Origin of the sequence: Xanthobacter autotrophicus, from assembly GCF_030015065.1 — a bacterium.
GTDB classification, from domain to species: domain Bacteria; phylum Pseudomonadota; class Alphaproteobacteria; order Rhizobiales; family Xanthobacteraceae; genus Xanthobacter; species Xanthobacter autotrophicus_D.
In genome coordinates this window covers 1-12,121 of the sequence record NZ_JAIVFN010000129.1, presented here as the reverse complement: position 1 = coordinate 12,121, position 12,121 = coordinate 1, and the positions used below count along the sequence as shown (strand labels likewise).

Below are 12,121 nucleotides of genomic sequence, written 5' to 3'. Positions count from 1 at the left end.
TGACCTACAATGCGGCTGGCAACAAGATCAGCGAGGCGATCGTCGCGGCGGACGGCACCAGGACCACGGACAGCTTCGATCCGTCGACGGGGAAGATCACCCTCGAGGTGGTCGAGAGCAGCAGCACATACATCACCCGGAACTATACGGACGGCGTTGTGACCAAGGTCACCACGCTGAACAAGACGACCAACTACACCGACACCTACACCTACAACATCACGGGCCAGACCTATGCGAGCCAGCACGTGGTGACGGATTCGACCGGCAAGGTGTGGCTGACGGAGCGCTGGCACGCGGACGGAACGCTGGACTACACCAAGTCGGTGGCGGCGGACGGCACCACCGACACGGTGATCTACAATGCGGCGGGCCAGAAGATCAGCGAGGTCATCGTCGCCCCCAACGGTGACAAGACCACGGACACATTTGACGCCTCCACCGGAAGTCTGACCCAGAAAACGGTGGACACCTCTTCATCCAGCACAACCAACTACTGGACTGACAGTGTGCTCATGAAGACCGTCGTTCTTGACAAGGCGACTGGGGTAACGGATTTCTATAACTACAACATCACCGGCCAGACCTATACGACGCAGCACCAGCAGGTGGACGCCAGTGGCAAGATCATGTTGATCGAGCGCTTCCACGCCGACGGCACGCTTGATTATCGGGAAATCCCGCATGCGGACGGGTCGAAGGATACCTGGATGTATGACAGCACGGGCACGCTGCTCGGGCACTACGAGATCCATGCGGACGGATCCCGTGTTGTCGACAACTACCTTCAGGACGGGACCGGCGATATCCGGCACGACACCTTCAGCAAGGATATGGTCCTCCTCCTGCGCGATTACGAGCACAGCGACGGAACCCATACGGTCTATTCGTACACCACTGGCCAGCAGATCTACGGCAGCGAGGTGAATGACACCATCTATTTGCGCAATATGACGGACAATACGTTCCACTATGACGGGGGAACCGACACAGTCCTCAATTTCGATGTTGCAAGCAGCCACATCGCAATCGACCAAAGCCTTGCGGACAGTGTCTCCGACCTCAATCTGGCGCAGACCGGAAATGATGTGACCATCACCATCGATGCCTCGCATGCCATTATCCTGAAGGACATGCAGCTCGCCAGCGTGAGCTCCAGCATCTTCGTATTCGAATGAAGTGCTGCGGCCCGTGCCGGCAGGGCCCGGGCCGCAGGCCGGAAGGGCGAGGCCGGGCGTCGCGGAACGGCGCCCGGCCTCGCATTTCTGTACGGTCATTCGGCGGCTTCGCGGCAGGCCGGGGGAGCCGGAGTGCTGTGAGCTCCGTCTCTCATCCGGTTGAGGCCAGAGTCCTCGGGTGACCTGCGTGACCGATATCGCGTTTGTCCTCTCTGAGTGCGTCCGCTTCATGGACCTCTCCCGGGAGGACAGGTCGAAGCTGTCCTCCCGGGAGATTTTCTCCTCTCTCCCGCATCCGTCGGGGCGGGGAAACATGCCCTGTGGAACGGCGGGCTTCAGCGCGTTCATGACATTGCGGAGTTGGCCTTGTCGCGCAGCACCTATGCAGGGCGGATCATCGGGTCGCGAACTGGTAGATCGCATAGATCAGCAAGCCGACGAAGAACGAGAGCGTCATCATCCATGGCCTGCTTTCCGGGAAGACGGACCGGCCCACCTGCTGCTCGACTTCGAGCAGCGTTTTCAGCTCTGCGGGAGAATAGAAGGATCGAGGGCTCCAGATGGCCATCAATACGAACGATGCGACCACCGCGAGAAAAGCATGCAATGTATACATGAAGTTGGAGGGCGACGAGATTGCAGCCGCGGCTCCGAACACGGTGTTGCAGACCAGAACGATCAGTGCGAACAGCTTGATCGGCGAGGATGCCGCCTGCATCAGGCTGCGCCACTGCGATATTTTGTTGGGGTCGTCCTTGGCTTTCTCGACCTCCGCGCTCCGCGTGTCCACGGGTGTCTTTACGGTCGCGTCGTTCATTGAAAACCTCTTCACAAGGCTGAGCATTCGCCCGAAAACTGCATGCGGATCGCGGACAGGCCGGTGAGATCGATCGCCGCGCCGTCCTGGCGCTCGAAAACAAGGGTCCAGGTTGTGAAGGGCGTCGGGCGAAAGACATCATTGCGGAAACGCTCGACCGTGTCGGCTTCCACCAGCGGCGGTGAAATCTGATCCTTGTAGACGAAGACCCGACTGAACTTCTTTCCGGAGAAATCGACCCAGCGGGGCGAGGAACTGGGGCCACTCCGCACGCAGTCGCGGTAGATGCCGTTCGACGAGATGCGAACGAGGATCGGAACGGGCGATGTGACGCCTTCAGCATAGACCCGGATACGCGAGACGCGCACCCGCGCGAAATATTTGAATGCCGGGGAATCGTCAGGCACCGTAATCTCGACCCTGCGCTTGCCGACAACGCCCGTCAGTTCAACAGGATCGGAGACGACGATCTCGATATTGGTGGTCGTCGACGGCATTCCGGTCATCTGCTCGACCGCCTCAAGTTCAAAGGCCCGGCCCGCGATCTGGCGCACCTTGTTGCTGAAATCGTCGACGGAATCGGTAATTCTTGGCAGCGCCGGCAAGGACTCCAGCGGAATGAGCGAGAAATAGCAGAAGGCCCGGCGATAGGCCTCCATCGCCAGGAACACGCCCCGCTTGGCTTCGACAACGCGCTCGAACAGCGCGTTCTGAACGGTTTCGTCCTCGGCCACCTGCGCGCCGAGCTTTCCGACCCTCTGTTCCATCGTGTCGAGCGCTCTGGCGGCCGATCGCTTGCGCAGGATCGCCACCGCAAGGTCGGTGTTGGCCTTGGCGAGGGCAAGCCGCGCCACGCTCATGGCCTGTCCGGCGACGAACAGCTTGCGGAAGGCCAGGCGGTACTCGATCGCGCCGGGGATCGACTTCACGTCACCGCCGGCCAGGTTCTCGAACATGTTCTCGACGTCGATCGCGAGGTTCTGCCACAGCTGCGCTCCCCCGGTCGCAATGTCGATGCCGGCAGGCTCGACGGTCGAGAGGCTGTCGCCGATGGAGCCTTCGGCGAGGCCGAGGAGTTCGGCGCTGCTCTGCTCCATGGCCTCCGCGGCCTCGCCGATTTCCTTCAGGCGCATGGCGGCGTCGAAGATGCCCTTGGCATCGCCGGCCGCGCTTTCGACCTTGTCACGCATGTCATCGGCCTTGTCGCGGTCGGGCGCCGCGGCCGGTGGCGGATTGGCGCCGGCCTGGTTCCGCGGCGGCAGCGGGTTGCCCTTGGGCAGGACTGAGTCGGCCTTGCCTTGCGCCCAGGTGGCGAGGCGGTTGGCGTTCTGGTCAATTCTGTTCGACTTCGAAAGCCTGGCAAATGGACCGCGGGCGGATTCGATCTTGCCCGCCCAGGACGAGAACGTCTGGCCCTTCACCATCCTGGTCACGCTCTGGTCGGCGCCGAGCATCTTTCCGGCCTGCCCGGCGATCTGCGTGACGTCGCCGACGAATACCTGGCCGATCGCGCCGACATCGCCGGCACCGACCACGATCGCCGGTATCTTGGAGAGAAGGGCCAGAGAATTGGTCACGAGATCGACGGCCGCGGCCTGCATCTGCGCGCGCTTCCAGCGTTCGATCTCCATGTCGAAGGTCGTCTTTGCCCGCTCCAGCGTCAGGCGCGTATCCAGCAACTGGCCCAGGACATCGGAGCGGGCTTCCTCGGCCTGATCACGGGTGCGGCGGGCCTGTGCCACGAGCCTGTCGTTGAGATCGAGTTCGTTGGTGCGGTCGGCAAGCATCACCCGCGCGTCGTCGAGCCACTGCCTGTCCGACCGGGTCGCCTGCCTCATGTCGGCAAGGCGCTGATCGCGGCCCGTCAGCAGCTTGAGGCACTGGTCGGCCTGGTCCGCATAGACGGCGTGGTCGAGCGCCGGAACCAGCACGCCGTTCCTAGCCTCACCGGAAAGAAGGGACACCGTGTCGTAGAGCGCGCGGGCCTGCAGCGCGAGTTCGGCCAGACTTTGGTTGCCGGACAGGAGTTCGACAATCCAGAACAGCAGCTGGCGCGCATAACCGGGATCCTCGGTGAAGCGCAGGCTCGCGAGCTGGAACTGGGTTTCCAGCAGCAGCGCCGGCTGTTCGCCCAGCCCGATGATGCCGAGGCCCGCATCCCCCGGATGCAGGCCTCTGAATACGGATTCGCCAGCTTCCAGCACGATGGCCTTGCAGAATTCCGCGTTCGAGGCGGGCGTGAGGTCATAGCCGATCTCGATGGGCGTGCCCGCGGCATCATTGACGACGAGGGTAACCGAAAGGGCCGATGCCTTGCCGCTTGCCGCCTCGACGATCTGCTGGGTCATGAGGAGGAGACTGGGATCGGGTTGCGCGATCCTGTCGATGATCACACCGGCGCGCGGACCGGTTTCGATCCGGCGGGCGATGATGAAGGCGGGCCTATCCACGATCAGGTCCTCGTCGAGGACAAGCACGTCGCAGCAGACCATCAGGTAGGGAGCGTCCGTGGCCTTTCGGGCGGCCTTGTGAACCGCGCTCCAAACTAGCATCGGGTGTCGGTAGATGCCGGCACCGGGCTCCACCACCGTAAACGCCGGCAGACCGAGCCGCTTGAGGGAGGCGTCCGCATAAAGAGTGGACCAGGGACGTGCCGTGCGTGTCCAGGTTTGCGCGTCGGTTTGCGCGTTGGTCTGCTCGGCCATGACCGTCTTCCCCCTCGCCTAGATCTTCTTGGTCATTGCTGCATCCATGGCCTTGGCCTGGTCAGACATGGTCGATGGGTTCGGGTCGATCTTGATATAGGGCGCCTGCGTAAGCACGATCAGGTTGGGGTAGAGGGCCGCCCATTTCTTCTCGACATTGTTCAGGAGAGCAGTCAGGGCCCGATCGGAAATCAAGGGGCTGTTGTTGGAAGCCGTGCCCGTGCGCACCGATGCCTTGAGAAATCCGGCAATCGACTGGAGATCGGATCCGAGCCCGTTCCAGGCGGTCTTGACCGTCTGCACATGGCTGATGGCGAGCGCCGTGTAGCGGGAGGCATTGGCAACGGTGCGTTCGGCGAGGCGGCTCACGTCGCGCACGCGCAGCGCCTGGTCGAGCACCTTGCTCGCATCGGCGATGTCCTTGCTGCGCTGCTCGACTTCCCGAAGGGTCTTGGTGGCGCGGTCGCCATAGACGCCGGCCACGACAACCGCGGCGATCAGGCCGATTGGCGGACCGACCCAGGCATAAGTGGGCGTCGTCGCGGCCACAGCCACCTCGTGGTCGTATTGATCCTCGAGTTCCGCTTTCGCCTTTTCCAGCTGGGCCAGCGAGCCAGCGGTTTTCTCATCGCCCTGAAGTGCGGCGATGGTCTCGGACTTCAGCCTGTGGTCGCTCGCGATCTCCTGCTGGGCCACATCGAGCTTGCCCGCCGCGTCGCCGAGTTCGCCGGAGAATTTGCCGAGGCTCTTCTCCACGCGCAAGGCGCGGTCGACGGCCGCTTGGGCATCATCGCGCATCGCCTTGATCAGCTCGGCGGCGGCATCCAGGTCGCCATCCTTCACCAGCTGCTCGACGACACCCATGAGGTCGCCTTCGCTCTTGACCGCGTTCTCGGCGAAGCGCTTCAGGTCGTTGCCGACGCCCAGCATGTCCGGCAGGCCATCGGTCATGAATTCCTTGCAGGCCGTCTTGATAAGGGACAGGCCGGATTTCATGCTGGCGTAATAAGGCATCTCGGCGAGACTGGCATTTGCCAATACGATACGCAGGTCGGCATCGTCTGTCGGCAACCGTACGCCATAGTTCAGATACACTTGCAGATAGTGCCAACCCTGCTTCAGCGGGCTGAGCACCGGGTTTCCCTTCTCGTCGACCTTCGGCGAAACCAGTGCCTCAAGTTCGGCATGGCCGTCGTTGCCGTCCGCCGGCACATTCTCGGATGGGTCGGACATCGCCTTCAACCTTTCGGTGTCTGTCGCCTCATTGCGGATGCGTGGTCCATAGCGCAAGGCGCTGCATGGCAGGCCGCGCCCGGCTGCAATAGATTTGGCGAAGGGATTCCCGGGTGGTTTCGTCGGCCCGGGCAATTTGGGGTAACGCGCTTTCGATCAATCCGACGCCCACATTGAGATCATTGTGGCGGTCGATGAGAAAGCCGTGGAGTGCGTTGATGCGCTGGAGAATGTGTTGCGACGCGACGACTTCCGACTGATGCACGCGCGCCGCCATTGCAGTGGCATTGGCGATGGCGGCTTCCGCGTTGATCCGCGCGATCGCCTGATTGGCGGCGTCCATATTGGCCTTGACCGGATTGTGGATGCCGAGCGAAATCGCCGTCAGAAACCCGTTCTTGAAGCCTTCGCCGCCCTCCAGCTGTTGCCGGGCGGCGCGGAGTGCGGCTTCGTGTCCGGTCCGCAATGCGCCCAGCATTTCAATCTGCCGGTTGGCTTCCTCAACGCTGCGCAGATCGTCGTCGATGGCGCGCTGGACGGTCCCGCTTAAGTCTGTCGCCTCGCTGGACGCCCGCAATGAGACCGACAGGCATCGATTGGAGGCATCGCGCGCTGCGCTCAACTTCTGTGCGAGTTCGACAAGCAGCACATGCATCAGATTGCCCCCCGGCGGAGGCGTCGCGTCGACCAGGCTCCAATGCCGGAGAGCGCTCGGAACAAGCGCGGCTCGCAATTCGTGGAGTTCGTTCTTCAGGATAGGCAGAAGGGCCGAAAATTTCGCGAACAATTCCGGTGCAAGCCCGGCCCGGCTGGGCCCGCCTTCCGCAATCCATTGCTCATAGGCTGAAATTTCGTTCATGGCGCACCGAAAGCACAACATAAGCGATCAGCGGAACAAGTAAGTTAGCCGCTACACTGAATCTGAGTATATGTAGTGCTCTATATTCTTGATATATGTTATTATTTTTTATTGAAACATAATGTTGCAGAAAGCCTCAAGAGAGGCAAGCGTTCATTTTTGAATTTCAGCCGAAATGTCCTTCGTCTCAGAGGCGCAAGCGACTTTGATGCAGCGTCAGGATGCAATCCAAAACTGTGATGTACACTGTTACCTCTGGCCCGCCGGCTTGGCCTGTGGTTTCTAACGCCAGCCAGAGCACGCACCGATCAACCTGCATCGCAAGCTGATCGGGCAGCACGTTCTCTTTCTTGAATTTAGAGCGCGATGACCTCAGATGACCATGGATTGATGGATTTGCGCGCACTTGTTGGGATGACGTCGAACGCGAATATTTGCACCATATGCTTTCGGTGCTCAGTCGGCTCGCAGCTCATCCGGCGTCACCAAGAGCGTCGTGGGCCGGACGGGGAGGGGACAAGCCCAGGGGTGCGGTAGAATGCGGCTCCTCTGAAATCGCATGCACCATGATCCCTCGGATGCCGATGGCGGCGGCAGATAGGACGCGCACGGCCGCATCGCGGAACAGTGCCCGCCCGAGGCCTTGCCCCTGGAACTGCACGTCGATCGCAAGGCGGGCGAGGATCGCCATGGGGATCGGATCGGGCATGTTGCGCCTCAGCTTGCCTGTCGCGACTATGCAAGCCAAACGGCGCGGCGGCTGCGCAGTGTGACGGGTACCGCCGTCCGGCTTGCCGTATCCACGTAACGGGCCAAGGACGACCCGACTCTTCTCCTGCGCGTGGCGCCCATCAGGCCGCGATCGCGGCTCGCCTTGAACGCGTGCATGCGAAGCGACCTCGCCTTATATTCTCCCCTCAAGAGCCGGCCGCGACATACCGCCCCCGGCGTGCAGGTTGCAACGGTCGCCGCTCTACCCCTATCATATTTCCCAACGTAATTTTGCTCTGGATCAAGTAATACCATTCCCATTGCCGGAGGTCCGGCGACCCGGGCGGACTTTTCGAGCGGTGGCCTGGTTTTGTCTCCGGATGGAGCGGGATGTGAACCCTGAGCTTCCTGCTGGAATCACTCCCTGGCATGCCTTGCCGGTGGAGACGGTCTACTCGGCACTGCAAACCTCACCCTCAGGCCTTTGCGAGCAAGATGCGATGCAGCGCATCGCGACCTATGGGGCCAATGCCCTGCCGGAAGCGCCGGGCCTGCATCCGGTGGTGCGGTTTCTCGCGCAGTTCAACAATGCGCTCATCTATTTCCTGCTGGCGGCGGCGGTCGCCGCCATGGTGCTCGGCCATGCCGTCGATGCGGGCGTCATCGTGGCGGTTGTCGTGGTGAACGCCATCGTCGGCTTCATCCAGGAGGGCAAGGCGGAGGAGGCGCTCGCCGCCATCCGCAGCATGATTTCGCCCCATGCCGCCGTGGTGCGCGAGGGCGCGCGCACCGAGGTGGCGGTGCGGGACCTGGTGCCGGGCGACCTGGTGCTCGTTGAGGCGGGCGACCGGGTGCCGGCAGACCTGCGGCTCGTGCGGGCGCGCAGCCTCAGGATAGACGAGGCCATGCTGACGGGCGAATCCGTCACCGCCGAGAAGCGCGAGGCGCCGGTCGCGGCCGATGTGCCCTTGGGCGATCGGCAGTCCATGGCCTTCTCGGGCACCCTGGTGGCGGCGGGGCAGGGGGCCGGCATCGTGGTGGCCACGGGCCAGGCCACGCAGATCGGCCGCATCAGCGTGCTCATCGCCGGGGTGGAGCCGCTCACCACGCCGCTGCTGCGCCAGATCGACAGCTTCGGCCGGCGGTTCACGATCTTCTGCTTCATCATGGCGGCGGCGTTGTTCGCCTTCGCGGTGTCCGTGCGCGGGCATGACTGGGCAGACGCGCTCATGGCTGTCGTCGCGCTGGCGGTGGGTGCCATTCCGGAAGGCCTGCCGGCGGTCATCACCATCACGCTCGCCATCGGGGTGCGCCGCATGGCGGCCCGCAACGCGGTCATCCGCCGCCTGCCGGCGGTGGAGACGCTGGGCGCCACGACCATTATCTGCTCGGACAAGACCGGCACGCTGACGCGCAACGAGATGACGGCCCGCCACGTGGTCACCTCCACCCACCTGCTGGAGGCGAGCGGTGCCGGCTACGCGCCGAGCGGCGTCTTCACCGCCATCGGCAGCGACGACGACGTGGCGGCCCTGGAGGCCTCGGAGGAGGTCATCCGCTGCGGGCTGCTATGCAATGATGCGGCGCTGGAGCAGGCGGACGGCCGCTGGCGGGTCAGCGGCGATCCCATGGAAGGGGCGCTGGTGGCCCTCGCCGCCAAGGCCGGGCTTGCGGTGGACCATGTGCGGGCCGAATGGCCGAGGCTGGACGAGATCCCGTTCGATGCCGCCCACCGGTTCATGGCCACCCGGCATGTGGCGCCGGGGGGCGGGTCGGTGCTGTTCGTGAAAGGGGCGCCCGAGGCGGTGCTCGCCGTCTCCGCGTCCGAGGCGGCCCCGGGCGGGCCGGTTCCGCTGGACATGGCCCATTGGGACCGGGAGATCGTCCGTGCCGCGGGGGCCGGAGAGCGGGTGCTCGGCTTCGCCATGAAGGCAAATGCGGGGGAGGATGCCGGGCCGCTCGGCTTGGGGGCGGTGGAAGGCCTCGTCTTCCTGGGCCTCGTGGCCTTCATCGATCCGCCGCGGTCCGAGGTGGTGTCCGCGATCGCGGAATGCCGCTCCGCCGGCATCGCGGTGAAAATGATCACGGGGGACCATGCGGCCACGGCGGCGGCCATCGCCGCGCAGCTCGGCCTCGACGACCATCTGGAGGTGGTGACGGGCGCCGAGGTGGATGCCGCCTCCGATGCTCAGCTCGTGACGCTGGCCCGGCGGGCGAGCGTGTTTGCCCGCACCAGTCCGGAGCACAAGCTGCGCATCGTGCGCGCGCTGCAATCCACCGGCGCGGTGGTGGCGATGACCGGCGACGGCGTGAATGATGCGCCCGCCCTCAAGCAGGCGGATGTGGGCGTCGCCATGGGCATCAAGGGCACCGAGGCCGCCAAGGAGGCCGCCGAGATGGTGCTGCTCGACGACAATTTCGTCTCTATCGTCGCGGCGGTGCATGAGGGGCGCACAGTCTACGACAACGTGCGCAAGGTCATTGCTTGGACGCTGCCCACCAGTGGCGGCGAGGGCATCGCCGTCATTGCCGCCATCCTGTTCGGCTTCGTCATGCCCATGACGCCGGTGCAGATCCTGTGGATCAACCTGATCGTCACCGTCACGCTCGGGCTGGCGCTGGCCTTCGAGCCGTCGGAGCCCGGCGTGATGGACCGGGCGCCCCGCCCGGCCGGAGCGGCGCTGCTCTCGCCGTTTCTTCTGTGGCGCGTCGTGTTTGTCTCGGGCCTGTTCGCGGTGACGACGCTCAGCATCTTCTTCGCCGCGCTGGCCGAGGGCCGCGATCTCGAAACCGCGCGGACGCTGGTGGTGAATGCGATCGTGGTGCTGGAGGTCTTCTATCTCTACAATGTCCGGTACCTGAGCACGACCTCGCTCACCCTGCGCGGCGGTTTCAGCACGCCTGCGGTGCTGATGGCGGTCGCGATAGTGGTGCTGGCGCAGATCGCCTTCACCTATCTGCCCCTCATGCAGAACGTGTTCGACACCCGGCCGGTCACGTTCCGGGACGGCTTGATCATCCTGGCGGCCGGTATCGGCTTCATGTGCGTGCTCGAAGTGGAGAAGGTCGTCGCCCGACGCCTCGGAGTGCGCATGTGAGGCCATCGCGCCGGTCGAGCCGGTCAACTCCGTCGCGCCCGGGTGATCCGGCGGGCCTTCGCTCGAAGCCATCGCCTCGAAGCGGGGGCTGCCGTCACCCCGGGTTGCGTCAGGTGCTGGCCGGCCGGTCCGCGCCGTAGCGGCGGCTGGCCTCGATGGCGAGGCCGGTGCCGACGGAGCCGAATGTGTCGCCCTCGATCACCCGGGCCTGCGGCACGCAGGTGCAGATGGCCGCGCGCACGTGGCTGAGGCGGGTGGAGCCGCCGGTCAGGAAGAGGGCGTCGATGTCGGCGGCCTTCAGGCCCGCCGTGGCGAGGCAGGAGCCGATCCGCCCGGCGATGCGGTCCGCCAGCAGGCCGGTGTGCCGCACCAGATCCTCATGGGCGATGCCCACGGACAGTCCCGCTTCCAGCACGGCGAGGTCGAGCACCGTCGTGCCGGCTTCCGCGACGCGGATCTTGGCGGCCTCCACGTCGAGGGCCAGGCTGTGGCCGCGTTCGTCCTCCACCGCCCGTGCGAGGCGCGACACCAGATGGGGACGCTCCGCGTCGCGTTCCAGCTCGCGGATGGAGCGGGCGGTCCGCCCGTCATAGAGCCGGTTGATGGAGGACCAGGTGGCGAGGTCCTGATAGATCCCCACCGGCATGGACAGGCCTTTGCGCTTCAGCGGGCTGCCATGGCCGAGCAGCGGCATGACCATGGACAGGGACAGCTGCCGGTCGAAATCCGTGCCGCCGACGCGCACGCCCTCGTTCGCCAGGATGTCGGAGGCCCGGTCGGCGCGATCCGCATGCCCGCGCGAAACCCGCACGATGGAGAAGTCCGAGGTGCCGCCGCCGATGTCGGCGATCAGCGCCAGCTCCTCGCCCGCCACCTGGCGCTCATAGTCGAGGCTGGCCGCGATGGGCTCGAACTGGAACGAGATATCCGTGAAGCCGATCTCGCGGGCGATGGTGCCCAGCACGTCCTGCGCCCGCATGTCACCCGCCGCATCGCCATCGACGAAGTGCACTGGCCGGCCGAGCACCACCCGGTCAAGCGCGCCTCCGGCTGCCGCCTCGCCCCGCGCCTTCACCGCGCCCAGGAATGCCGCGATCACTGCCCGGAAGCTCAGCCGCTGGCGGCCGACGGAGGTGGTCTCGTCCACCAGCGAGGTGCCGAGCACCGACTTCAGGGCGCGCATCAGCCGTCCCTGCTGGCCCGACACATAGGCGGCCATGGCCGCGCGTCCCACCAGGGGCTCGTCCGAGCGGGGAAAGAAGATGGCGCTCGGCAGGGTGTCGGCCTCGCCTTCCAGGAGCGCGAGGCGGGGCCCGACGGCGCCGGTGAAGCCGAGCGTGGTGTTGGACGTGCCGAAGTCGAGGCCGCAGGCGGTCATGGGGCCTCCTTGCTGGTGCGGGATGCAGCAGGGCGCGCTTGCTAGAGCAAGTCATGCTGCAACGCAAGGGGGGAGGCCGTGTTTCAGTTTGAAACGGAGCACCGGCGTCGCTCCCTCCCGCTTGCGGGGGAGGGGTGGAGAG

General features: G+C 64.8%; 7 protein-coding genes and 1 pseudogene. 2 read left to right on the top strand and 6 right to left on the bottom strand.

Going from position 1 to position 12,121, the window contains the following annotated elements; genetic code table 11:
* Nucleotides 1-1,178 (top strand): annotated as a pseudogene (locus tag K9U40_RS19500) (hypothetical protein); the annotation flags it as partial.
* 394 nt (nucleotides 1,179-1,572) lie between these two features.
* Here K9U40_RS19500 and K9U40_RS19495 read toward each other — a convergent pair.
* The 5 genes from K9U40_RS19495 to K9U40_RS19475 all read right to left on the bottom strand — a co-directional run bounded on the left by K9U40_RS19495 (nucleotide 1,573) and on the right by K9U40_RS19475 (nucleotide 7,501).
* Nucleotides 1,573-1,995: a hypothetical protein gene (locus K9U40_RS19495; RefSeq protein WP_282891802.1), complete on the bottom strand. Its 423-nt coding sequence runs from the start codon at nucleotides 1,993-1,995 to the stop codon at nucleotides 1,573-1,575.
* 11 nt (nucleotides 1,996-2,006) lie between these two features.
* A complete protein-coding gene (locus tag K9U40_RS19490; protein ID WP_282891801.1) occupies nucleotides 2,007-4,700 on the bottom strand; it encodes a hypothetical protein in 2,694 nt (897 codons plus the stop codon).
* 18 nt (nucleotides 4,701-4,718) lie between these two features.
* Nucleotides 4,719-5,933, bottom strand: coding sequence for a hypothetical protein (locus K9U40_RS19485; protein ID WP_282891800.1), 1,215 nt, complete (start codon nucleotides 5,931-5,933; stop codon nucleotides 4,719-4,721).
* Between the two features lie 28 nt (nucleotides 5,934-5,961).
* The gene (locus K9U40_RS19480) at nucleotides 5,962-6,792 is read right to left on the bottom strand and encodes a hypothetical protein (RefSeq protein WP_282891799.1); all 831 of its coding nucleotides are present in this window, start codon (nucleotides 6,790-6,792) and stop codon (nucleotides 5,962-5,964) included.
* A gap of 472 nt (nucleotides 6,793-7,264) precedes the next feature.
* Entirely contained in the window at nucleotides 7,265-7,501 is a 237-nt protein-coding gene (locus K9U40_RS19475) for a hypothetical protein (RefSeq protein WP_282891798.1), read from the bottom strand.
* Nucleotides 7,502-7,883: 382 nt separating this feature from the next.
* Between K9U40_RS19475 and K9U40_RS19470 the strand changes: the two genes are divergently transcribed.
* On the top strand, nucleotides 7,884-10,601 hold the full coding sequence (locus tag K9U40_RS19470) for an HAD-IC family P-type ATPase (protein ID WP_282891797.1): 2,718 nt from the start codon (nucleotides 7,884-7,886) through the stop codon (nucleotides 10,599-10,601).
* A 109-nt stretch (nucleotides 10,602-10,710) separates the two neighbouring features.
* On the opposite strand, the gene K9U40_RS19465 is transcribed toward K9U40_RS19470, so the two are convergent.
* On the bottom strand, nucleotides 10,711-11,979 hold the full coding sequence (locus tag K9U40_RS19465; protein ID WP_282891796.1) for an Hsp70 family protein: 1,269 nt from the start codon (nucleotides 11,977-11,979) through the stop codon (nucleotides 10,711-10,713).
* Between the last annotated feature and the right edge of the window lie 142 nt (nucleotides 11,980-12,121).

Excerpts from the sequence above, each read along its gene's own strand:
- K9U40_RS19495 (WP_282891802.1), bottom strand. The coding sequence starts at position 1,995 with ATGAACGACGCGACCGTAAAGACACCCGTGGACACGCGGAGCGCGGAG.
- K9U40_RS19490 (WP_282891801.1), bottom strand. The coding sequence starts at position 4,700 with ATGGCCGAGCAGACCAACGCGCAAACCGACGCGCAAACCTGGACACGC.
- K9U40_RS19485 (WP_282891800.1), bottom strand. The coding sequence starts at position 5,933 with ATGTCCGACCCATCCGAGAATGTGCCGGCGGACGGCAACGACGGCCAT.
- K9U40_RS19480 (WP_282891799.1), bottom strand. The coding sequence starts at position 6,792 with ATGAACGAAATTTCAGCCTATGAGCAATGGATTGCGGAAGGCGGGCCC.
- K9U40_RS19475 (WP_282891798.1), bottom strand. The coding sequence starts at position 7,501 with ATGCCCGATCCGATCCCCATGGCGATCCTCGCCCGCCTTGCGATCGAC.
- K9U40_RS19470 (WP_282891797.1), top strand. The coding sequence starts at position 7,884 with ATGGAGCGGGATGTGAACCCTGAGCTTCCTGCTGGAATCACTCCCTGG.
- K9U40_RS19465 (WP_282891796.1), bottom strand. The coding sequence starts at position 11,979 with ATGACCGCCTGCGGCCTCGACTTCGGCACGTCCAACACCACGCTCGGC.